Origin of the sequence: Bradyrhizobium sp. SPXBL-02 (genome assembly GCF_051853065.1) — a bacterium.
Lineage (GTDB): Bacteria > Pseudomonadota > Alphaproteobacteria > Rhizobiales > Xanthobacteraceae > Bradyrhizobium.
Genome location: NZ_CP182474.1, coordinates 364021 through 384752, shown reverse-complemented (window position 1 = coordinate 384752; position 20732 = coordinate 364021). Strand labels below are relative to the sequence as shown.

At 65.4% G+C, this 20732-nt stretch carries 24 protein-coding genes; 19 read left to right on the top strand and 5 right to left on the bottom strand.

Annotation, left to right across the window (positions count from 1 at the left end):
- The first annotated feature begins 47 nt into the window (after positions 1-47).
- The 4 genes from ACNJYD_RS01810 (at position 48) to ACNJYD_RS01795 (ending at position 2833) form a co-directional block, all read left to right on the top strand.
- Positions 48-446 carry a metallopeptidase family protein gene (locus tag ACNJYD_RS01810; RefSeq protein WP_439365161.1) on the top strand — a complete coding sequence of 133 codons (399 nt, stop codon included), beginning with the start codon at positions 48-50 and terminating at the stop codon, positions 444-446.
- A gap of 269 nt (positions 447-715) precedes the next feature.
- Complete coding sequence (gene leuD / locus ACNJYD_RS01805) at positions 716-1321, top strand: 3-isopropylmalate dehydratase small subunit (protein WP_027573022.1); 606 nt, start codon at positions 716-718, stop codon at positions 1319-1321.
- 80 nt (positions 1322-1401) lie between these two features.
- On the top strand, positions 1402-2187 hold the full coding sequence (locus ACNJYD_RS01800; protein WP_439365160.1) for a hypothetical protein: 786 nt from the start codon (positions 1402-1404) through the stop codon (positions 2185-2187).
- Positions 2188-2413: 226 nt separating this feature from the next.
- Positions 2414-2833, top strand: coding sequence for a DUF6455 family protein (locus tag ACNJYD_RS01795; protein ID WP_172789377.1), 420 nt, complete (start codon positions 2414-2416; stop codon positions 2831-2833).
- A 9-nt stretch (positions 2834-2842) separates the two neighbouring features.
- On the opposite strand, the gene ACNJYD_RS01790 is transcribed toward ACNJYD_RS01795, so the two are convergent.
- Positions 2843-3616 carry an N-acyl homoserine lactonase family protein gene (locus tag ACNJYD_RS01790; protein WP_439365159.1) on the bottom strand — a complete coding sequence of 258 codons (774 nt, stop codon included), beginning with the start codon at positions 3614-3616 and terminating at the stop codon, positions 2843-2845.
- Positions 3617-3627: 11 nt separating this feature from the next.
- Positions 3628-4521 (bottom strand): AraC family transcriptional regulator, encoded by an 894-nt coding sequence (locus ACNJYD_RS01785; RefSeq protein ID WP_439365158.1) that lies wholly within the window; start codon positions 4519-4521, stop codon positions 3628-3630.
- A gap of 192 nt (positions 4522-4713) precedes the next feature.
- Here ACNJYD_RS01785 and ACNJYD_RS01780 point away from each other — a divergent pair, with 192 nt between their 5' ends.
- Complete coding sequence (locus ACNJYD_RS01780; RefSeq protein ID WP_439365157.1) at positions 4714-5469, top strand: SDR family oxidoreductase; 756 nt, start codon at positions 4714-4716, stop codon at positions 5467-5469.
- Positions 5470-5520: 51 nt separating this feature from the next.
- On the opposite strand, the gene ACNJYD_RS01775 is transcribed toward ACNJYD_RS01780, so the two are convergent.
- Positions 5521-5709, bottom strand: coding sequence for a hypothetical protein (locus ACNJYD_RS01775; protein ID WP_439365156.1), 189 nt, complete (start codon positions 5707-5709; stop codon positions 5521-5523).
- Between the two features lie 78 nt (positions 5710-5787).
- On the opposite strand from ACNJYD_RS01775, the gene ACNJYD_RS01770 reads away from it, so the two are divergent.
- On the top strand, positions 5788-6660 hold the full coding sequence (locus ACNJYD_RS01770; protein ID WP_210268566.1) for a Crp/Fnr family transcriptional regulator: 873 nt from the start codon (positions 5788-5790) through the stop codon (positions 6658-6660).
- A 43-nt stretch (positions 6661-6703) separates the two neighbouring features.
- Here ACNJYD_RS01770 and ACNJYD_RS01765 read toward each other — a convergent pair whose 3' ends face one another.
- Positions 6704-7585, bottom strand: coding sequence for an HpcH/HpaI aldolase/citrate lyase family protein (locus tag ACNJYD_RS01765; RefSeq protein WP_172789372.1), 882 nt, complete (start codon positions 7583-7585; stop codon positions 6704-6706).
- Positions 7586-7690: 105 nt separating this feature from the next.
- On the opposite strand from ACNJYD_RS01765, the gene ACNJYD_RS01760 reads away from it, so the two are divergent.
- The 13 genes from ACNJYD_RS01760 (at position 7691) to trmB (ending at position 19429) form a co-directional block, all read left to right on the top strand.
- Entirely contained in the window at positions 7691-8332 is a 642-nt protein-coding gene (locus ACNJYD_RS01760) for a carbonic anhydrase (RefSeq protein WP_172789371.1), read from the top strand.
- A gap of 160 nt (positions 8333-8492) precedes the next feature.
- On the top strand, positions 8493-9188 hold the full coding sequence (tsaB, locus tag ACNJYD_RS01755) for a tRNA (adenosine(37)-N6)-threonylcarbamoyltransferase complex dimerization subunit type 1 TsaB (RefSeq protein WP_271510418.1): 696 nt from the start codon (positions 8493-8495) through the stop codon (positions 9186-9188).
- Positions 9185-9670, top strand: a complete 486-nt coding sequence (gene rimI / locus ACNJYD_RS01750) for a ribosomal protein S18-alanine N-acetyltransferase (protein WP_172789369.1) — start codon at positions 9185-9187, stop codon at positions 9668-9670. Before tsaB ends, rimI begins: the two co-directional genes overlap by 4 nt.
- A 38-nt stretch (positions 9671-9708) precedes the next feature.
- Positions 9709-10164 (top strand): Fur family transcriptional regulator, encoded by a 456-nt coding sequence (locus tag ACNJYD_RS01745; RefSeq protein WP_172789368.1) that lies wholly within the window; start codon positions 9709-9711, stop codon positions 10162-10164.
- Positions 10165-10216: 52 nt separating this feature from the next.
- Positions 10217-10897: an HAD family hydrolase gene (locus ACNJYD_RS01740; protein ID WP_260383819.1), complete on the top strand. Its 681-nt coding sequence runs from the start codon at positions 10217-10219 to the stop codon at positions 10895-10897.
- A 192-nt stretch (positions 10898-11089) separates the two neighbouring features.
- Positions 11090-12484, top strand: coding sequence for a tRNA (N6-isopentenyl adenosine(37)-C2)-methylthiotransferase MiaB (miaB, locus tag ACNJYD_RS01735; protein WP_439365155.1), 1395 nt, complete (start codon positions 11090-11092; stop codon positions 12482-12484).
- Positions 12485-12548: 64 nt separating this feature from the next.
- On the top strand, positions 12549-13544 hold the full coding sequence (locus tag ACNJYD_RS01730; RefSeq protein ID WP_172789366.1) for a PhoH family protein: 996 nt from the start codon (positions 12549-12551) through the stop codon (positions 13542-13544).
- A 59-nt stretch (positions 13545-13603) separates the two neighbouring features.
- The gene (gene ybeY, locus ACNJYD_RS01725; protein WP_172789365.1) at positions 13604-14113 is read left to right on the top strand and encodes an rRNA maturation RNase YbeY; all 510 of its coding nucleotides are present in this window, start codon (positions 13604-13606) and stop codon (positions 14111-14113) included.
- Between the two features lies 1 nt (position 14114).
- Entirely contained in the window at positions 14115-15233 is a 1119-nt protein-coding gene (locus ACNJYD_RS01720) for a hemolysin family protein (protein WP_246571404.1), read from the top strand.
- Entirely contained in the window at positions 15230-16843 is a 1614-nt protein-coding gene (gene lnt, locus ACNJYD_RS01715) for an apolipoprotein N-acyltransferase (RefSeq protein WP_439365154.1), read from the top strand. Before ACNJYD_RS01720 ends, lnt begins: the two co-directional genes overlap by 4 nt.
- Positions 16844-17061: 218 nt before the next feature.
- Positions 17062-17475: a helix-turn-helix domain-containing protein gene (locus tag ACNJYD_RS01710; protein ID WP_018319423.1), complete on the top strand. Its 414-nt coding sequence runs from the start codon at positions 17062-17064 to the stop codon at positions 17473-17475.
- An 86-nt stretch (positions 17476-17561) separates the two neighbouring features.
- On the top strand, positions 17562-18719 hold the full coding sequence (locus tag ACNJYD_RS01705) for a M20 family metallopeptidase (RefSeq protein ID WP_212257694.1): 1158 nt from the start codon (positions 17562-17564) through the stop codon (positions 18717-18719).
- Positions 18716-19429 (top strand): tRNA (guanosine(46)-N7)-methyltransferase TrmB, encoded by a 714-nt coding sequence (gene trmB / locus ACNJYD_RS01700; RefSeq protein WP_212257695.1) that lies wholly within the window; start codon positions 18716-18718, stop codon positions 19427-19429. The genes ACNJYD_RS01705 and trmB overlap by 4 nt, the downstream gene beginning before the upstream one ends.
- A gap of 126 nt (positions 19430-19555) precedes the next feature.
- Here the strand turns inward: trmB and ACNJYD_RS01695 are convergent, their stop codons facing one another.
- Entirely contained in the window at positions 19556-20638 is a 1083-nt protein-coding gene (locus ACNJYD_RS01695; protein ID WP_212257696.1) for a DUF2336 domain-containing protein, read from the bottom strand.
- Between the last annotated feature and the right edge of the window lie 94 nt (positions 20639-20732).

The following is a 20732-nucleotide window of genomic DNA, read 5'->3' as shown; positions in this document are numbered from 1 at the left end:
TTATAAAGCCAGATGCATCGCCACGGAACCCGCGGTATGAGGGGCACATGTGGACGGAATTGAAAGCGCCTTCGCTCGCCGAGATGGAAGCGATGACTCACGACGTGTTCGAGCGCCTGCCGGCGGACTTTCGCAAGCTCTGCGAGGGCGTGATCGTCCGCGTCGACGACTTCCCGACCGAGGAGGTCCTTGACGAGATGGAATGCGAGAGCGAGTTCGACCTGCTCGGCCTGTTCCAGGGCGTCGGCCTGCCCCAGCAGAGCCTTGGCGACGTGGCGCGGCTGCCCAACATGGTCTGGCTCTACCGCCGCCCGATCCTGGACTATTGGGCCGAGCACGACGAAAGCCTCGGCCACATCGTCCGCCACGTCCTGATCCACGAGATCGGCCACCATTTTGGTCTGTCGGACGACGATATGGCGGCCATTGAGGCCAAGGCGGAGTAGGAAGCGTCGCGGGAGGTGCGCTCCCTCCCCGCTTGCGGGGGAGGGCTGGGGAGAGGGTGCCTCCGCAGTGGGACTCCCCCTAGAGGAGAAAGCCCCCACCCGCCGCGCTTCGCGCGTCGACCTCCCCCGCAAGCGGGAGAGGTGAAGTCCCAATGCCGCACCAGCCTCAGACCCTCAGGCAGACGAGACCTGCCGATTTCGGCCTAGGATTCCCGGTCCGATCGCGATAAATAGCCGGTTCCCTGAACCACGTGCGGGAAAGCGCAACCATGGACAAGTTCACCACGCTGGAAGGCGTCGCGGCGCCGCTGAAGATCATCAATGTCGACACCGACATGATCATTCCGAAGCAGTACCTCAAGACCATCAAGCGCACCGGCCTTGGCAAGGGGCTCTTCTCCGAGCAGCGCTACAAGGATGATGGCAGCGAGAACCCGGACTTCGTGCTCAACCAGCCGGCCTATCGCAATGCGAAGGTGCTGGTCGCCGGCGACAATTTCGGCTGCGGCTCGAGCCGCGAGCATGCGCCCTGGGCGCTGCTCGACTTCGGCATCCGCTGCGTGATCTCGACCTCGTTCGGCGACATCTTCTACAACAATTGCTTCAAGAACGGCATTCTGCCGATCCGCGTGTCTCAGGAAGACCTCGACAAGCTGTTCGACGACGCCGAGCGCGGCGCCAATGCGACGCTGACGATCGACCTGCCGAACCAGGAGATCCGCGGCCCCGACGGCGGCAAGGTCAAGTTCGAGATCGATCCGTTCCGCAAGCACTGCCTGATCAACGGCCTCGACGACATCGGCCTCACCATGGAGAAGAAGGCCTCGATCGACTCCTATGAGGACAAGCTCAAGCGCGAGCGCGCCTGGGCCTGATTGCAGACTATGGTTCGAGCCCCGGTGCTGTCTGCGCCGGGGCTTTTTGTTTGCTCCGATTGTCCCGTATAGATTTGCCCATGCTGCCCGAGATCGTCACCTTCTGGCACGGCCCGATGGATGCGCTACGCCAGACCTGTCTGCGCTCGCAATTGGCTGCCGGGCACAAGGTCACGGTCTACAGCTTCGATCCCATTCCCGGCCTCCCCGCCGGCGCTGCGAATGCCGAGGCCGAGGCGATCCTGCCGCACGCGTTCTCCGAACGCTTGCGCCCGCCGCAGCCGGACGGCAGCTGGCGCGACTGGACCATTTTGCAGTTCAGCGACTTCTTCCGCATGAAGCTGATGGCGAAGGGCCTCGGCCTCTGGCTCGACGCCGACGTGCTGCTCCTGAAGCCGGTCGAGATCGATCCGGCAAAGCCCTACTTCGCCTGGGAGCGGCCGCGCCAGCTCGGCAATTCCGTGCTCTACCTGCCGCCCGCGCACGGCATCGTCGCCGCCTTCGAGGAGCTGATGGAGCAGGAGGAGCTGACGCCGAACTGGCTGTCGCTGCGCCATCGCATCACCTTCATGATGCGTCGCCTGCGCGGCGGCTCGAACCGGCTCTCGGATATTCGCGTCGCGATCTACGGGCCCGCGGCGCTCACAGCGCTGGCGCGGCGTACCGGTGAATTGCAGAACGCATTGCCGAAGCAGTCGTTCTACGCCGTGCATGCCGAGCCAAGACTGTTCTTCGATCCCTCGAGCTATCTCGGTCTCGTCACCGACCCCAGCATCATCGGCCTGCACATCTCGCCGAAGGGCCGCGGCGGCGAGAATCCGATTCCCGGTAGCCTGTATGCGTGGGCGGCGGAGCGATTCGCTTAGCGCTCTCCGTGTCCCGGACGCGGTGCAGCGTGCAACGCTGCTCCGCAGAGCCGGGACCCAGCAAGCGGCGCGATGGGCCCCGGCTCAGCGGCGCACCACTACGTGCTGCGCCGCGTCCGGGGCACGAGACCGGATTAATGCCCCATCCTGTTTGATCCAGCGCAACGCGCTTCTGCATCATTGTGCTTATCTCGCTCCAATTCCGCTCGTCCGAATGGAGCTTGCCATGAGCACCGCAACCAGGCCCTATCCCATCGTCCAGGATCTCATCGAGTCCTTCGCGAACTGGCTGAAGCACCGCCGCGAGATCAACGAGATGCGGCAGCTCGACCGCGCCGATTTCGACCGGATCGCCAATGATCTCAGGATCGCGCCCGACGATCTGGAGGAGCTGGTCCGTCACGGCCGCCACGCCGCCGACGAATTGCCGAAGATGCTCGAGCAGCTCGGCATCAGCACTGAGGCGCTCGGCCGCGCGCAGCCGCTGCTGCTCCGCGACCTCGAACGGGTCTGCTCGCTCTGCAATCAAAAGGGACAGTGCGACCGCGATCTCGCCGAGGGCACCGCCGCGGAGAATTACCACGGCTATTGCGCCAACGCCTCGACGCTGGAGACGCTCGAGCGCGCCGAACACGCGCCGCGGTGAGGCATTGCGCTACTCGATCCACTTCGGCGCGTAAGCCATCCCTTCGCTTTGCGCCGTATCGTGATTGATCCAGATTTCGGCGTTCTCGACGCGTAGCAGCTCGACCACCTTGGCCATCGACGCAACCGTCGCCTGCGGGTCGGCATTGAACGACGGTACACGCATGCGCCGGAGGTTCTCTCGGTTATGCGCGACGTCGCCGCTCAGCAGCACGGCGCCGCGCCGCGGCAGCTTCACCATCAGCGAGCAATGCCCAAGCGTATGGCCGGGCGTGAAGATCATGCGCACTGCGCCGTCGCCGAAGATGTCGTGATCACCATCGACGATCTCGTAAGGCCGCTCCTTCAACATCCTGTAGTGCTGAAGCGAGTAGCCGAATTCGTCAGGCTCAGGCCCGAACATGGCCTCGAATTCGGCCCGCTGAGCGATCCATCTTGCATTTTCGAACAGATCGACATTCCCGATATGATCGAAATGCGCGTGGGAAAGGAGGATCGTGCGGATATCGCGCGGCCGCACCCCGATTTCATCCAATTGGCCCGCGATGGGACGACGCACGATGCCCCGTATGCCATGCGCGATGATGCGCCCTTCCGGATGCTTCGCCAGCTCATCCTCAATGCCCGTATCCCAGATCAGCCACTCACCACGGTGACCGATGAGATAGGCATTGCAGCTCAACGTCATGGGAACGCCTACGTTGATGCCGGGAGAATAGATCGAACCGTCTTCGACCTCCGCGATGCCTCCGTCGAGGATGTAGATCCTGTCGATTGTCGCCATTTGAGAACTCTTCAAGCCGCCGATTCGATACGCCGCTTCGCCTCGCGCATGTCACGCCCGGGCGGCATGCCGAACAATCGGCAATATTCCCGCGTGAACTGCGTGACGCTTTCGTAGCCGACCCGATGCGAGGCGGTCGCGATGCTTGCGCCGTCGGCCAGCATGGTGCGGCGCGCCTCGATCAGACGAAGCTGCTTCTGAAACTGAAGCGGGGTCAGCGACGTGACGCTGCGAAAGTGCAGGTGAAATGCCGACTGGCTCATCCCCGCAGCCTTGGCGAGCCGGTCGACACGCAAAGGCTTGGCATAGTCGGCGCGGATGATCGCAACCGCACGGCCGATCCGCTGCGCATGGCTGTCGGCAATACCAAGCGCCCTGATGGCGCCACCGTGCCGACCGGCCAACAGCCAATAATGCAGCTCCCGCAGCACTTGGCTCTGGAGGATCGAGGCGGATGAGGGCCGATCGATCAGGCGCAACAGCCGCATCGCCGCGTCGGTCACATCCCGCTCCGTCGGCTCGACCCGCAGCGGCTGCGACGGGACATAAGGCGCCGCTCCCATCTCGACGACCAGCCCCTCAATGACAATGGGATCGAGCTCGACGACGAGCGACAAATAGGGCACCACGACTGTGGCGTGCGTAATCTGGCTGACCGTCGGCACGTCGCTCGCGATCACCAGCGAATCGCCCGCACCCAGGTCGAAGGACGTGGCGCCGACCGCAACACGCTTGGCGCCTTGCAGCACCAAAGCGACCAGAGGCTTGGAGATCGCAAACTGGAGCGCGCTCGGCGCGGTCTCACGAATGATCGAGATGCCGGCGAAAGGCGTGGACGCAAGGCCTTTGTCGTCGGCGTGGGCTGCGGAATAGCGGCTGGCGATCTGGAGCAGCGTTTCGGTCACGCGCCCAATCTAGGCCGAGCCGGGCACGCCGGCAATTGCCGACGGGCGATCAGGCAAGGAGACGGGAGTTCTGGGCAAGTCGGCCGCCGGCCACATTCTGGAGGGTTGGGCAAGACGATCAGAGGATCCGGCAACATCCGACGCTCGATCACAGGCAGAAGGGCCCCGCCGAAACTCCACGAGGAACCTGCAATGCCCACCATTTCTCTCGTCACCGGCGCCAGCCGGGGCCTTGGCCGCAATACCGCAATCGCCATCGCGCATCACGGCGGCGACGTCATCGTGACCTATCGCAGCGCCGCCGCCGCCGCCCGCGAGGTCGTCACCGCGATCGAGGCGCTCGGCCGAAAAGCGGTCGCGCTCCAGCTCGACGTCACCTCCGTATCGACCTTTCCAACGTTCGCCGCAAGAGTCGGGTCGGCGCTGGCGGAGCATTGGCACACCGAGAGGTTCGATCATCTCGTCAACAATGCCGGCCAGGGCGAAATGGCCGCCATGACCGAGACGACGGAGCAGCAGTTCGACGCGCTCTTCGGCACGCATGTCAAAGGGCCGTTCTTTCTGACGCAGGCCTTGCTGCCGCTGCTTGGCGACAATGGCCGGATCATCAACTTCTCGAGCGGGCTGACGCGCGTGTCTTTCCCCGGCTTCTCGGCCTATGCCGCCGCCAAGGGCGCCATCGAGGTCCTGACCGTCTACATGGCAAGAGAATTCGGCGAGCGCGGCATCACCGCCAACGTCGTTGCGCCGGGCGCAATCGAGACCGACTTCCTCGGCGGCGCCGTCCGCGACATGCCGGATTTGAACAAGCAGTTCGCGCAAATGACCGCGCTTGGCCGCGTCGGGCTGCCCGACGACATCGGGCCGATGGTCGCGAGCCTGCTCGGTCCGGAGAACCGCTGGGTCACAGCACAGCGGATCGAGGTGTCCGGCGGACAGACGATCTGATCGAAGCGGCACTTGCGCACTTCGTCGCGAGGCGATGGAGTGCGCGAGCCCTCAGCCCTTCCGCATCACCGCGATCGCATCCGCGATCTTGCCACCGCTATCGTCACCGAGAAAGACCCGACCATCTGCCGGACCGCTGATGCCAGCGTACGGCAGAGCTTTCAACTCGTGCGCATCGCCGGGTGGCAACGGGCGTAAATAGTATGACTGTTTGCGCGGCGAGGATGCGGGAAAGCTCACCGCAATTATCCGTGCTTGATCTCGACTATTAGCTCTGTTTGGATCGTTACCGTTCCGCAATTCGCATTTCGGATAATCATGGCGAATGAAACAGATGATTCCCGTCGTTCATTGGGTGCTCGTTCAACAGAGGACACCGTGACTGCCCACCGCAAGGGCATCGGGAATCGGCTATTGGCGGCGCTGCCGCCGGCGGATCTCGCTTTGCTGACGCCCCACTTCCAGAAGGTCTCGTTCGAACCCGATGCCGTCCTGGTGCGATCGGGTGACGAGCTCGACCCGGTCTATTTTCCCCATAGCGGCGCGATCGCCTTCATGCTCGACATGCCGGACGGGCAAACGGTCGCGACCACCTTGATGGGACGGGAAGGCGCTTTGGCCTCGTTCTCCGTGCTCGGCCCGTCGCCTTCATCCGTGACCGCGATCGCCCGCATAGCCGGCACTGCATCGGTGATCTCCGCCGCTAAATTTCGCGCGGCCCATGCGCAAAGCGCAGCCATCAGGCATGTCGTGCAGGTCCACGCCCGCGCCGTGTTATTGCAGCTCCAGCACGTCGCCGCTTGCAACGCGCTGCATCGGGTGGATGGCCGCATGGCGCGGTGGCTCTTGCAGCTTCACGACCGCGTTCCCGAGGACCTGCTTCCGGTGACGCAGGAGGCGCTGGCGCAATTGGTTGGGGTACGGCGGACGACGGTGACTTTGACGATGAGCAAGCTACGCGAGGCCGGCGCCATCCCGTCCGACCGGCGCGGGTTTGTCGAAATCCATCGGGCGCGGCTCGAGAGGGTCGCATGCGATTGCTATGCGCTCATGCAGCGTACCATCGATCGGATGTATTGCCAGGAATTGGCGGCGCCGCAGCCTGCCGATACGCCTTTCCGGCAAAGCGCCATCGCCGCCTCCCACGGAGCAGGCGGTGAATTCAAAGCCGTTTCACGGGCGGGACGATAGAGAGCGAAACCTGCTTGGCGCGCGGAAAAGCAAATCTCGCGCCTCAGCCCTTCGCCATCGCCGCGATCGCGTCCGCAATCGCAATCGTGCGCCGGGCCATGTCGGCGTGCAGGCGCTCCACCATCGCGCCGTCGAGACGGATCGCGCCGCGCGAGGCGTTCTCAGGCAGTTCGAACGCCGCGATGATTTTCCGCGCGCGGGCGACTTCCTCCTCCGGCGGGGTGAAGATGGCGTTGCAGGCGTCGATCTGGGAGGGGTGGATCAGGGTCTTGCCGTCGAAGCCGAGGTCGCGGCCTTGCGCGCATTCGGTGGCGAAACCGTCGGAATTGGCGATGTCGCTGTAGGGGCCGTCGAGGATCTCGAGGCCGTGGGCGCGCGTCGCCAGGATGCAATGGGTGATCATCGGGATCATCGCGGCGCGGCCCGGCAGCATCCTGATCCGCGTCTCGCGCGAGATGTCGTTCGGGCCGAACACGAAGCCCGAGAGGCGGCTCGATGGATCGCGGCCGGCGGCGGCCAGTTCCTCGGCATGCAGCACGGCGCGCGCGGTCTCGATCATGGCCCAGACCTTGACGGTCGGCGCGGCGCCGAGCTCGGCCAGCTTGCGGCCGATGACCTCGAGATCTTCGACGCTCGAGACTTTTGGAACCAGGATGCCGTCCGGCGAAGCCTTGGCGGCCATGGCGACGTCATCTGCCCACCAGGGCGAGTCGAGGCCGTTGGTCCGGATCAGGATCTCGCGCCTGGCGAAGCCCTTGGCGGCGATCGCCGCCGCAATGCCGTCGCGCGCCGCCGCCTTGGCCTCAGGGGCGACGGAATCCTCGAGGTCGAGGATCAGGCCGTCGGCGGGGAGATTGCGCGCCTTTTCCAGCGCACGCGGGTTAGAGCCGGGCATGAACAGATGGCTGCGGCGCGGGCGGGTCATGCTGGCGTTCCTTCCTGGTCTGTCGTCCGACCCCCAGGCGATAGCACTTGGCCTGCCCATTCGAAAGGCTTGTCGGCTCTGGCGGTATGTGATTAGGCATGGGCCATGACGACATTCCCGAAGCAATTGCTGGAAGGCTACAAGGCCTTCGCCACCCAGCGGCTGCCGACCGAGCAGAACCGCTACCGCGAACTCTCGGTCAAAGGGCAGTCGCCTGAGACCATGGTGATCGGCTGCTGCGACTCCCGGGTCTCCCCCGAAGTGATCTTCGACGCGGGGCCGGGCGAGCTCTTCGTCGTCCGCAACATCGCCAATCTGGTGCCGACTTATCAGCCCGACGAAAGCGCGCACGGCGTCTCGGCAGCGCTGGAGTTTGCGGTGACGGTGCTGAAGGTGAAGCACATCGTGGTGCTCGGCCACGCGCAATGCGGCGGCATCCGCGCCTTCGTCGACAAGATCGAGCCGCTGACGCCCGGCGACTTCATCGGCAAATGGATGCAGATGTTCATCAAGCCGGGCGAGGTGGTCGAGCAGCGCGAGCACGAGACCATGGCGCAATTCGTCGAGCGCATCGAGAAGGCCGCCGTGTTCCGCAGCCTGGAAAACCTGATGACCTTCCCGTTCGTGCGCAAGGCCGTGGAGAGCGGCCAGATGCAGACCCACGGCGCCTATTTCGGCGTGGCGGAGGGATCGCTGTTCGTGCTGGACAAGGCGGCCAAGGAATTCAGGAACGCGCGCGCGGCATAGCCGCTCGCCGGTGGGCAGAGCGGCTTGGCCGCAAGGCGCACGCTTGCCCTCCTTGCGAAATAGCGCATATCGGGGACCTGCAAATCGTGCGTGATGAATGGCGGACAGGCGCCTGGTTCGCTAGAGTGCTCTCAATTCGCCACTCGCCGTTTGCTGTTTCATGCTGATCCTTGCCATCGATACTGCGCTCGAAGCCTGCGCGGCCGCCGTTCTCGATACCGACGCCGGCGAGCTGCTCGCCCGGGAATCGCAGCTCATGAAGCGTGGCCATGCCGAGGCGCTGATGCCGATGATCGCGCGCGTGATGCAGAGGGCCAGCCTCGCCTTCACCTCGCTCGACCGCATCGCCGTCACCGTCGGGCCCGGCAGCTTCACCGGCCTGCGCGTCGGCATCTCGGCGGCGCGGGGCCTTGCGCTGGCGGCGAAACGGCCGGCGGTCGGGCTGACGACGCTGTCGGCCTATGCCGCTGGTGTCGTCGGCCAGAGCGGAACGGCACCGGTGATCTCCGCGATCGATGCGCGGCACGATCACGTCTATTTCCAGATCGTCGCCGGCGACGGCAGCCAGCTGGTGCGCCCCTGTGTCGCCGCGATCGACGCAGCGATCGCGGCCTCGCAATTCGGCGCGCCGCATCTGGTCGGCAATGCCGCCAATATCCTCGCCGATCGTTGGCCGAAGGATGGACCGCAACCCGTTGCGGTCGACGCGCAGCCCGCGCCCGACATCAGCTGGATCGCCTGGCTCGGCGCGGCGGCCAATCCCGACACCAATCCGGCGCGGCCGTTCTATCTGAAAGCGCCCGACGCCAAGCCGGCGGCACAGACGCCGCGCGCAGCACAAGCCGCGACCTCATGATGGGATGGCTGTCGGAGTGGTGGCGCGGCGGCACGGCCGCCGTCGAGCCCGCGACCATGCGCGATGCCGCGCGGCTCGCGCAGCTGCACGGCGCCGCCTTCGCGCATGGCTGGGGCGAAGGCGAGTTCGAGAGCATGATGAGCGAGCGCAACACGCTGGTGCATCGCTTGCGTCTCGGCCGCAAGACGGTCGGCTTTGCGGTGTCGCGGATCGGCGCGGACGAGGCGGAAATTCTCTCGGTTGCGGTGGACGGGGCTTATCGCGGCCGCGGCCTCTCCCGTACGCTGCTGATGACCCATCTCGGCCACCTCGCCGGGCGCGGCGTGCGCACGATATTTCTGGAAGTGGAGGAAAATAACCAGCCGGCGCGGCGGCTTTACGATCGAGCTGGATTCGTGGTGGTCGGGCGCCGCGATCGCTACTATAAGCAGCCCAACGGGGAACAATTGAACGCCCTTCTGATGCGACGCGACTTGGCGTAACATCGGTGGCAGAAAGCGCCCGCCAGGCAGACAACGCTATGACCACACTGAAACATTCTCCTGCATCCAAGGCGTCCGATATCGAGGCGCGCTGCGCCGCCACGGGCATGCGCATGACCGAGCAGCGCCGCGTCATCGCCCGCGTGCTGGCCGAAGCGATCGATCATCCCGACGTCGAGGAACTGTACCGGCGCTGCGTTGCGGTCGACGACAAGATCTCGATCTCGACGGTCTACCGCACCGTGAAACTGTTCGAGGACGCCGGCATCATCGAGCGCCACGATTTCCGCGAAGGCCGCGCGCGCTACGAGCAGATGCGCGACAGCCATCACGACCACCTCATCAATCTGCGCGACGGCAAGGTGATCGAGTTCACCTCCGAAGAGATCGAGAAGCTCCAGGCCGAGATCGCCCGCAAGCTCGGCTATCGTCTGGTCGATCACCGGCTCGAGCTCTATTGCGTCCCGCTCGACGACGACAAGCCGACGTCTTGATTGGCATGACCTTGTCGGAAAACCGCTTCACACTATTCCGGGTCATGCCTTAGTGCCCATCGATCTCATTATCTTCGATTGCGACGGCGTGCTCGTGGACAGCGAGGTGATCTCCTGTCGCGCGCACGCTGACGTGCTGACCCGGCACGGCTATCCGATCACATCGGAGCAGGTGTTCGCGCGCTTCCTTGGCCGCTCGACAAAACAGGCCAATCTCGAGATCGAAACCGAGCTCGGCCGCAAGCTGCCCGAGGCCTATCACGGTGATCTCCAGGACGAGCTTTTTCGTTCGTTCGAAGCCGACCTGGAAGCGATCCGCGGCATCCATGATGTGCTGGATGTCGTCAGCCAGCGCGTCTGCGTCGCCTCCAGCGGCTCGCATCCGCGCATGCAGGTGAGTCTCGGAAGCACGGGGCTTTATGAGCGTCTCGCGCCAAATATCTTCTCGGCCTCGCAGGTCAAGAACGGCAAGCCAGCACCTGACCTGTTCCTGTTCGCGGCGAGCCAAATGGGCGTCCCGCCCGAGCGCTGCGTCGTGATCGAGGACAGCCTGGCCGGCATCGCCGGCGCGCGGGCGGCCGGTATGAAAGTGTTCGGCTTTTACGGGGGCAGCCATTGCGGGAGCGGCCATGCCGAGACCCTGCGCCAAGCCGGCGCCGACTTAACTTTTGCCGACATGCATCAGTTGCCGGACCTGGTTCGGCGGGTCGAGGCGGACGCTCTGGCGGGTTGATTGTTGTCCCGGACCGTCATTCCGGGGCACGCGCGACGCGCGTGAACCCGGAATCTCGCAGTAAAACCTCTGGATTCCGGGTTCGCGCTGGCGCGCGCCCCGGAATGACGGGCCGAAAGAGGCCGCATTCGCTGGATTTTCGGCCCTTCAGCCTATATCTGAGGGCCGTCCTCCACCTCCATTTCGGGTTCCATGACGCCGCCGCGCAAGCTGCACATCAAATCATATGGCTGCCAGATGAACGTCTACGATGCCCAGCGCATGGTGGACACGCTGGCCCCGGAAGGATTCGTGGAGACGGCGAGCGCAGAGGATGCCGACCTCGTCATCCTCAACACCTGCCATATCCGCGAGAAGGCCTCGGAGAAGGTCTATTCCGAGCTCGGCCGCCTGCGCGTGGCCAAGGACGAGGCCGCGCGTGCGGGCCGCGCGATGAAAATCGCGGTTGCCGGCTGTGTGGCGCAGGCCGAGGGCGAGGAGATCGTGCGCCGCGCGCCTGTCGTCGACGTCGTGGTGGGTCCGCAGAGCTATCATCATCTGCCGGAGCTGTTGAAGCGGGCCGAGGGCGAAGGCCGCGCGATCGAGACCGAGTTTCCGGCCGCCGACAAGTTCGGCTTCCTGGCCCAGCCGAAGCCGGACGCGATCCGCGCGCGCGGCATTTCCGCCTTCGTCACGGTGCAGGAAGGCTGCGACAAGTTCTGCACCTTCTGCGTGGTGCCCTATACGCGCGGCGCCGAAGTCTCGCGCCCGGTGGCGAAGATCGTCGACGATGTGAAGCGCCTTGCCGACAACGGCGTGCGCGAGCTCACGCTGATCGGGCAGAACGTCAACGCCTATCACGGCGAGGGGCCGGACGGAAAAACCTGGCCGCTCGGCCGGCTGCTCGCACATCTGGCGGCGATTCCCGGCATCGCGCGGCTGCGCTATTCGACCAGCCATCCCCGCGACGTCGACGACAGCCTGATTGCAGCCCACCGCGACCTCGGCGCCTTGATGCCGTTCGTGCACCTGCCGGTGCAGTCGGGCTCGGACCGCATTTTGGCGGCCATGAACCGCAAACATACCGCCGATGATTACCGGCAGGTCATCGACCGTTTCCGGTCTGCACGCCAAGACATTGCTTTTTCATCGGATTTCATCGTCGGCTTCCCCGGGGAGAGCGAGCAAGATTTTCTCGCCACCCTCGCGCTTGTCACGCAAATCGGTTACGCTGCGGCCTATTCGTTCAAATACTCCGCCCGGCCGGGAACGCCGGCCGCGGACATGCAGGAGACGGTGTCCCCCGCCGAGATGGACCAGCGATTGGAGCGGCTCCAGGAACTGATCGACAGCCAGCAATCGGCCTTCAACAAGGCCGCGATTGGCTCAACGGTCGACGTGCTGTTCGAGCGTCCGGCGCGCAAGCAGGGCCAGATCGTGGGCCGCACCGCCTACCTGCAGCCCGCCCATGTGATGGCCCCGCCCGACATCATCGGACAGATTCTGCCGGTCAGAATCGACAGCCTCGAGCGCTACAGTTTTCTCGGCGAGCTCGTGACGCCGCGCAAGGCGCGCGAGCCCGCTTTATCGCAAGCCAGTGGAGCCTGAACCCTTGCCCAAAAGCGCATCGGATTCGTCTTCGTTCGCTCCCAGCCGCAAATTTGACCGCGACATGCAAGTTCCGCCCGAGACCCAGGTCGTCATCGACCTCGACGACAACCGCGCCGCTTCCGCGCTGGTCGGCCCTTACGGTCAGAATCTCGCGCAGATCGAGCGGAGGCTCGGCGTGGTCGTCGATTCCAAGGGCAACCACATCACCATCGGCGGCACCCGCGACGGCTGCGACGCCGCGCGCCGCGTGGTGGAGATGCTCTACGCGCAGGCCGTGAAGGGACAGGACCTCGACCAGGGCGAGGTCGAAGGCGCGATCCGCGCCGTGATCGCGCAGGGCTCGCTGTTCGAGTTCGACGCCAAGTCAGCCAAGTCCACCTTCGACAGCATCAATTTGCGCAAGCGCCCGGTGCGTGCGCGTACCGCCGCGCAGGACTCCTACATCCGCGCGCTGAAGCGCCACGAGCTGGTGTTCGGCATCGGCCCCGCCGGCACCGGCAAGACCTGGCTCGCCGTCGCGCACGCCGCGCAGCTGTTCGAGCGCAAGGAGGTCGACAAGATCATCCTGTCGCGTCCGGCGGTGGAAGCCGGCGAGCGGCTCGGCTTTTTGCCTGGCGATCTCCGCGAGAAGGTCGATCCGTATCTGCGCCCGATCTACGATGCGCTCTACGACCTCATGGATGCGCGGATCGTCGAGCGCGCGCTGCAGACCGGCGAGATCGAGATCGCGCCGCTCGCCTTCATGCGCGGCCGCACGCTGACCAACGCCGCCATCATCCTGGACGAGGCCCAGAACACCACGTCGATGCAGATGAAGATGTTCCTGACGCGTTTGGGCGAGAACAGCCGCATGATCGTGACGGGCGATCCCTCGCAGATCGACCTGCCGAACGGCCAGACCTCGGGCCTGGCCGAGGCGACCCGCCTCTTGAGCGGCGTCGAGGGCATCGCCCAGGTTCATTTCAAGGCCGAGGACGTGATCCGCCACGAGCTGGTGGCGCGGATCGTCGCCGCCTACGAAGGGCCGCCGCAGCGGCCGGCCACCGGTCAGTCCTGACGAGGCAACACCGGACCCAAGAGGGCGCAAGCTCGGCGCCTTTCGTCCGAGACAACACAATGTCCCATTCCAACCTTCCCATGACCGAGGTCCTCGTCGTCGCCGATTGCTGGCAGCGCGAGCCCGATTCCGAAGCCGTGATCCAGCGCGCGGTGGCGGCTGCCGCCGAGAGCGTCGACGAGGACGTTGCCGACGCGGAAGTGGCCGTGATGCTGACCGATGATGCCGGCATCCGCACGCTCAACAGCAACTGGCGCGGCATCGACAAGCCGACCAACGTGCTATCGTTTCCCGCGCTGCAGCCGGAGGGCGCCTGGAAGCCGGGCGATGCGCCGCGCATGCTCGGCGACATCGCGATCGCCTACGAGACCATGCGGCGCGAGGCCGACGAGGAACACAAGCCGTTCGACCATCATTTGAGCCACCTCGCCGTGCACGGCTTCCTGCACCTGATCGGCTACGACCACGAGAACGAGAGCGACGCCGAGGAGATGGAAGCGCTCGAAACGGAGATCCTCGCTCATCTCGGCATCCCCGATCCCTATGCCGACCGCCCGGGGACGCACTGAGATGCCGGATTCCGAGCCTACCCACGACAATCCGCGCACCACGGCCAATCTGCCGGCCGTGGTGACGCCGGGCGAGGTGCTGCGCCCGACCGCCGACAGCTGGCTGCTGCGCGCCATCCGCACGCTGTTCGGCTGGAAGGCGGGGTCGGTGCGCGATGACCTCCAGGTCGTGCTCGACGCCTCGACGCCCGACGACACCGGTTTCTCCGCGGTCGAGCGCACCATGCTGCGCAACATCCTCGGCCTGCACGAGCGCCGCATCGCCGACGTCATGGTGCATCGCGCCGACATCATCGCGGTGAAGCGCGACATCCCGCTCGGCGAATTGATGGACCGCTTCGAAAGCGCCGGCCATTCCCGCCTCGTCGTCTTCGACGAGACGCTCGACGATCCCGTCGGCATCGTTCACATCCGCGACCTGCTCGCTTTCATGACCGCGCGTGCCCGCGTGTCGGAAGCCACCAAGACCAAGCGCAAGAAGCCGCTGCCGGCCGGGCTCGACTTGCGCGCGGTGGATCTCGCGCTGCCGCTTCACGAGGCGCACATCATCCGCAAGCTGCTCTACGTACCGCCGTCGATGCGGGCGATCGACCTGCTCGCGCAGATGCAGGCCTCGCGCATCCATCTGGCGCTGGTGGTCGACGAATATGGCGGCAGCGACGGGCTGGTCTCGATCGAGGACATCGTCGAGCAGATCGTCGGCGAGATCGACGACGAGCACGACAGCGACGAGCCGCCCTCGATCGTGCGCCTCCCCGACAACGCCTTCATCGCCGACGCCCGCGCCAGCCTCGACGACGTCCGCTCGGTGATCGGCGAAGACTTCGTCACCGGCGAGGCCGGCGAGGAGGTGGAGACGCTGGGCGGCTATCTCGTCAGCTTCGTTGGGCGCCTGCCGGTGCGCGGCGAGGTGATCTCGGGCCCCGGCAATTACGAGGTCGAGGTGCTCGATGCCGATCCGCGCCGTGTCAAGCGGCTGCGCATCGGGACGCGGAAGGAGCGCCCGGCGCCCCGCACCCAGCGCGAAAGCCGGCGCCGTGAAGCCGCGCCGGAGAGCGGACAAGCGCCGGCCAGCGACACGCCCACGCCGCCGCCGAGCGACGGGACCGGCCCGCAGTGAGCCCTTCGCAGCGCCTTCGGCAAATTGCGCTGGCCATCATCCTCACCTGGGGATGGCGGCGCGCCATCGTCGCCATGGCGGCCGGCGCGCTGTCGGTGCTGGCACTGGCGCCGTTCAACCTCTTTCCGGTGCTGTTCGTCACCTTCCCGGTGCTGGTCTGGCTGATCGACGGCGCCGGGGCCGGCCGCTATGGCGGCGTGCCCGCGGCGGCTTTGACCGGCTACTGGTTCGGGCTCGGCTATTTCGTGCCCGGCCTCTACTGGATCGGCTATGCCTTCTTCGTCGAAGCCGACATATTCGCCTGGCTGACGCCGTTCGCGGTGCTGGGCCTGCCGGCCTATCTTGCGATCTTCACGGCAATCGGCTTTGCGCTGGCGCGGCTGCTTTGGAGCAAGAACGCCACGCGCGTGCTGGCGCTCGCGGCGAGCCTCACCATCAGCGAATGGCTGCGCGGTCATGCGCTGACCGGCTTTCCCTGGAACGCGTTCGGCTATGCCCTCTCCGAGCCATTGCCGCTGGCGCAGACGGCCTCGCTGATCGGCCTGTGGGGCATGACGTTCCTGACGGTCGCGATCTTCGCGAGCCCGGCGACGCTGATCGACCGCACGCCCGATCGGCGCCTGCAATGGCGGGTGCCGGCCGCGGGCCTCGCGCTCCTGCTTGTCATGAGCATCTTCGGGGCGATCCGCTTGTCGCTGCATCCGACCACGATGGTGGTGGGCGCCAAGCTGCGCCTGATGCAGCCCAACCTGCAGCAGGACGCGAAATTCAACTACGCTGCCAAGCCGGAGGTAATGAAGAAGTACCTCGCGCTGTCGGACCGCGCCTCCGGGCCGCAATCGACCGGCGTGCGCGATGCCACCATCCTGATCTGGCCGGAATCCGCCTTTCCGTTCTTCCTGACGCGCGAAGCCGACGTGATGGCGCAAATCGCCGATCTCTTGCCGAAGGGCACGGTGCTGATCACGGGATCGGTCCGTGCGCCTGACCTGCCGCGGGGCACGCCGATCACGCGCGCCTACAACTCGATCTACGTGATCGATCACGACGGCAGCGTGCTCGCCGTGTACGACAAGCTGCACCTGGTCCCGTTCGGAGAATTTCTTCCCTACCAGTCGTTGATGGAGAAGCTCGGTTTCGAGCAACTGACGCGTGTGCGCGGCGGCTTCATTCCAGGGACCGTGCGGCATGCGCTCCCCGTTGCCGGCGCGCCGCCGGCGCTGCCGCTGATCTGTTACGAGGCGATCTTTCCCGACGAAGTGGCCGCACGCAACGAACGTCCGGGCTGGATCGTGAACCTCACCAATGACGGCTGGTTCGGCATCTCGACCGGTCCCTACCAGCACCTGGAGCAGTCGCGGATGCGCGCGATCGAGCTCGGATTGCCGCTGGTCCGCTCGGCCAATACCGGCATCTCCGCAGTAATCGATCCGGTCGGCCGCACGGTGGCGAGCCTCGGTCTCGGCATCGAGGGCATTCTGGATGCAAATCTGCCGACGGCGATCCCACCGACCGTTTATGCACGGGTGGGTGATGTGCCCGCAGCGATGCTCGTCGCGGTGGCCGTGCTGTTGGCGGTCCGCCGACGAATAGGCAAACGCCAGCCCTGATCGCGCCGCCGCCGCAGCGGCCGGAATCCTTTGACAACCGTAGTCCCACGGTTGACAGACTGCACGCGGGCTCCCCATTCTGCACCGGCTGCAAAAGACAGTGGTGCGTTGCTAAATTTCTCCGCAATGTTTCCCAATAACAGGGTTTGATTTTGCGATGTTGCACCCGAGGCATGCTTGATCATTGCGCCGAAGGTGGTGTTTGGAGGGCTGAGGAAATGTCGAAAGCGCCCAACCCTGTTGACAAATATGTCGGCAGTCGCGTGCGCATGCGCCGCATCATGTTGGGCATGAGCCAGGAAAAGCTCGGTGAAGCTTTGGGCCTGACTTTCCAGCAGATTCAGAAATACGAGAAGGGCACCAACCGGGTCGGCGCGAGCCGCATCCAGCAGATCGCGGAGATTCTGCAGGTGCCGGTATCCTTCCTGTTCGAGGGCGGCCCGAGCGGCGTGCCGGGTCCGGATGGCTTCAGCGAGGGCGCCTCGCCCTCTTACGTCTCGGACTTTCTCGCCACCTCCGAAGGGCTCGCCTTGACCAAGGCGTTCACGCGAATCACGGATTCGAAGATGCGCCGCTCGATCGTCGATCTGGTCGAGCAGATCGCGGCCCGCGAAGGCCCCGACAAGCGCTGAATCGCCATCTCCACGGCGATTTGAGACTGCATCAAATCTGGCCTATGTCGTCATTTACGACCGCGCTTTGATGCGCGTCCGCTGCGATGATGCGATTCAAAGGCACAGATGCGCCCATGACCGACTCCAATTGGTTCGATTCACAAACTATTCTCGATGGCATCCGCCGCTGGGTGGAGATCGAGACACCGACGGAAGCACCTGAACAGGTCAACAAGCTGGTCTCCGTGGTCGCGGAGCAATACTGCGACCTGCCCGTCACGCTCGAGCGCATCGCCGGCACGGACGGCTGCGGAGACCATCTCATGGCGCGCACGAATTGGGGGCAGGAGCAGCCGGGCATCCTGGTGCTGAGCCACCTCGATACCGTCCATCCCATGGGCTTCATCGAGCGCCTGCCGTTCAAGGTCGAAGGCGACGTCGCGTTCGGCCCGGGCATCTACGACATGAAGGGCGGCGCCTACATCGCCCATCACGCCTTCCGCGCGCTTTGCGCGACGGGCGATCGCTCGCCGCTCGGCATCACGCATCTGTTCACCTCCGACGAGGAGATCGGCAGCCCGACGTCGCGCGCGCTGATCGAAAAGGAAGGGCGCAAGGCCAAATATGTGCTGGTGACCGAGCCGGCGCGCGACGGCGGCAAGATCGTGACCGGACGCAAGGGCGTCGGTCGCTTCCGGGTTTTCATCAAGGGCGTGCCCGCGCATGCCGGCTCGCGACCCGAAGACGGCCGCAGCGCCGTCCGCGAGCTCGGCAACGTCATCCTGGCGCTGGAAGGGATGAACGATCTGGCGCGCGGCGTCACCGTCAATGTCGGCGTGGTGCGCGGCGGCACGCGTCCCAACGTCACGCCCGAGGATGCCTATGCGGAAGTCGATCTGCGCGTGGTGAGCCTCAAGGACGCGGACGAGTTCGTCGGCAAGATCCTCGGACTGCGATCGAAGACCGACGGCGTCACCGTCACGGTCACCGGCGAGCTCAACCGGCCGCCTTACGAGAAGAGCAATGCAGGCGCCTCGCTGTACGAGCATGCCAAGACGCTCGCCGGCGAAATCGGCTTCGAGCTGATCGACACCCATACCGGCGGCGGCTCGGACGGCAACTTCACCGCGCCGCACACCGCGACTCTCGACGGGCTCGGCGTCGACGGCAAGGGCGCGCACACCCATTACGAGCAGCTCTATGTCTCCTCACTGGCACCACGCGCGCGGCTGCTCCATCGCCTTTATCAGACGCTGCGATGAGCGAACGCAAGTCAACCCCCGATCGCGACGACAGCGAGCGCGCCTTCTTCGGGCGCCGCAAGGGCCACAAGCTCAGGCAACACCAGGCCGGGTTGATCGAGCAGCTGCTGCCGCATCTTGCGCTCGATATCGAGGGTGAGGCGCCGGCGGACGCCCGCGACATCTTCGATCCCGCAGCCGACGACATCAGGCTCGAGATCGGCTTCGGCGGCGGCGAGCATCTCGCGGCCGAGGCGCAAAACTTTCCCGCCACCGGCTTCATCGGCTGCGAGCCCTATGTCAACGGCATGGCCAAGATCCTCGCGCAGATCGAGGCGGCCAACATCGGCAATATCCGCCTGTTCGCGGGCGATGCCGCCGAGCTGCTCGCCTGGCTGCCCCGGGAGTCGCTGTCGCGGATCGATTTGATCCATCCCGATCCCTGGCCGAAGCGGCGACACTGGAAGCGGCGCTTCGTCCAGGACCGCACCATCGCGGCAATGGCGCGCGTGCTCAGGCCGAATGGTGAATTCCGTTTCGTCTGCGACATCGACGATTACTGCGCCTGGACGCTGTCGCATCTTGCGCGCTCGCCTGATTTCGTCTGGCTCGCCGAACGCGCCGACGATTTCCGGCAGCCATGGCCGGGCTACACCATGACGCGCTACGGTCGAAAGGCCGCGCGCGAAGGGCGCAAGGCGGCGTATTTGCGGTTCAGGCGGGTCGATTAGCCGTCATTGCGAGGAGCCCGCGATAAATTGCAAAGCAATTTGCGCTGGCGAACGAAGCAATCCCGAGTGCCTGCTCGGAGAGATTTCTGGATTGCTTCGCTGCGCTCGCAATGACGACGCGCGGAACTAAATCGTCTGCCGGTTGCGCCAGAAATTCACGACGCGCTCGGCGGTCGTCGGCATCAGGCGCGTGAAGTTCACGCGCGCGGTCTCGATGTCGGCATCGGCCGGCGTGCGGTTCGAGCCGTACCAGAGCAGGATGAGCGCGCGCACCGTGGGCCAGCCGAGGTTCAGCACGCGGCCCAGGATCAGCAGCGGATCGTAGCGGTCGCCCGCGATCAGGCGGTCGAGGATCTGGAGGCGAACGCCCGACATCGCCGACAGCGCGGCGACCGATTCCTCGTATTTGTGCGCCTTGGCGAAACCGAGCAGCGCGCTCTCGCCGAGATGGCCCTCGCGATTCAAGGTCAGCACCGTGCGTTGTGCCGCGGAGAAATCGCGGCGCGGGCCCGGCGGCAGCGCGGCCTCCTCGATCGCGGCCATCGCGCGCTTGATCTCGACCTGGCGCACCGGATTGACCACGGTGGAGAGACGACGGCGGATGACGTCGAGCGTCCCGTCCAGCAGCAGCTTCAGATTCTCGCCGGAAAGGTCGTTGCGCTGACCGATCTTGAGCGTCAGCACGCCGTCCTGCGCCGCGCGCTTGATCATCTCGGAATAGCTGCCTGGCGAGAACACCGCACCGGCATTGGCGGCGGCACGCCGCACCACGTCGCGATCGCCGCGCTCGACCAGCACGTCGGTGACGGCGGGTGACAAAGCGGGACGCTCCGTCATCGCCAGCAGATGGCCCTGGCCCTTCAAGCGCGCGATCTCGACCAGAGCCGCCTCGTCGAGCACGGGCGAGCGGCGCAGCACGGGGCCGGCCACCATGATCTCGTTCTCGCGCGCGAGCTGATTGACGAGGTGCGGCGGCGCGTTGTTCAGGCGCGAGAAGCGCTCGGCCAGATCAGCGCGGGAGGCGAGCTCGGCATGGGGGACGAGATCGATCAGGAGATTGTCGAAGAGATCGATCAGCTCGGGGCGGAGCTTGTCCGCGTCCCGGAAGAACAATTGAGAGATGGCACGCGCGATCTCGCCGCGGCGGCGCGGATCGCCGCGCTTGACGATATCGTCCAGTCCAGGAATGAGCGACGTGGCAACGGTCATGAAAACGCAACTCGAACGGGGCACGCCGCGGGTGCGCCCTTGGTTCAAGCCGCCCCACAATCGGGAAATCTAGGCCTGCTTGATGAAGGAAGCG

What these genes read in the sequence shown, in the direction of transcription:
- ACNJYD_RS01810 (WP_439365161.1), top strand. Translation starts at nt 48, where the DNA reads ATGTGGACGGAATTGAAAGCGCCTTCGCTCGCCGAGATGGAAGCGATG.
- leuD (WP_027573022.1), top strand. Translation starts at nt 716, where the DNA reads ATGGACAAGTTCACCACGCTGGAAGGCGTCGCGGCGCCGCTGAAGATC.
- ACNJYD_RS01800 (WP_439365160.1), top strand. Translation starts at nt 1,402, where the DNA reads ATGCTGCCCGAGATCGTCACCTTCTGGCACGGCCCGATGGATGCGCTA.
- ACNJYD_RS01795 (WP_172789377.1), top strand. Translation starts at nt 2,414, where the DNA reads ATGAGCACCGCAACCAGGCCCTATCCCATCGTCCAGGATCTCATCGAG.
- ACNJYD_RS01790 (WP_439365159.1), bottom strand. Translation starts at nt 3,616, where the DNA reads ATGGCGACAATCGACAGGATCTACATCCTCGACGGAGGCATCGCGGAG.
- ACNJYD_RS01780 (WP_439365157.1), top strand. Translation starts at nt 4,714, where the DNA reads ATGCCCACCATTTCTCTCGTCACCGGCGCCAGCCGGGGCCTTGGCCGC.
- ACNJYD_RS01770 (WP_210268566.1), top strand. Translation starts at nt 5,788, where the DNA reads ATGGCGAATGAAACAGATGATTCCCGTCGTTCATTGGGTGCTCGTTCA.
- ACNJYD_RS01765 (WP_172789372.1), bottom strand. Translation starts at nt 7,585, where the DNA reads ATGACCCGCCCGCGCCGCAGCCATCTGTTCATGCCCGGCTCTAACCCG.
- ACNJYD_RS01760 (WP_172789371.1), top strand. Translation starts at nt 7,691, where the DNA reads ATGACGACATTCCCGAAGCAATTGCTGGAAGGCTACAAGGCCTTCGCC.
- tsaB (WP_271510418.1), top strand. Translation starts at nt 8,493, where the DNA reads ATGCTGATCCTTGCCATCGATACTGCGCTCGAAGCCTGCGCGGCCGCC.
- rimI (WP_172789369.1), top strand. Translation starts at nt 9,185, where the DNA reads ATGATGGGATGGCTGTCGGAGTGGTGGCGCGGCGGCACGGCCGCCGTC.
- ACNJYD_RS01745 (WP_172789368.1), top strand. Translation starts at nt 9,709, where the DNA reads ATGACCACACTGAAACATTCTCCTGCATCCAAGGCGTCCGATATCGAG.
- miaB (WP_439365155.1), top strand. Translation starts at nt 11,090, where the DNA reads ATGACGCCGCCGCGCAAGCTGCACATCAAATCATATGGCTGCCAGATG.
- ACNJYD_RS01730 (WP_172789366.1), top strand. Translation starts at nt 12,549, where the DNA reads ATGCAAGTTCCGCCCGAGACCCAGGTCGTCATCGACCTCGACGACAAC.
- ybeY (WP_172789365.1), top strand. Translation starts at nt 13,604, where the DNA reads ATGTCCCATTCCAACCTTCCCATGACCGAGGTCCTCGTCGTCGCCGAT.
- ACNJYD_RS01720 (WP_246571404.1), top strand. Translation starts at nt 14,115, where the DNA reads ATGCCGGATTCCGAGCCTACCCACGACAATCCGCGCACCACGGCCAAT.
- ACNJYD_RS01710 (WP_018319423.1), top strand. Translation starts at nt 17,062, where the DNA reads ATGTCGAAAGCGCCCAACCCTGTTGACAAATATGTCGGCAGTCGCGTG.
- ACNJYD_RS01705 (WP_212257694.1), top strand. Translation starts at nt 17,562, where the DNA reads ATGATGCGATTCAAAGGCACAGATGCGCCCATGACCGACTCCAATTGG.
- trmB (WP_212257695.1), top strand. Translation starts at nt 18,716, where the DNA reads ATGAGCGAACGCAAGTCAACCCCCGATCGCGACGACAGCGAGCGCGCC.
- ACNJYD_RS01695 (WP_212257696.1), bottom strand. Translation starts at nt 20,638, where the DNA reads ATGACCGTTGCCACGTCGCTCATTCCTGGACTGGACGATATCGTCAAG.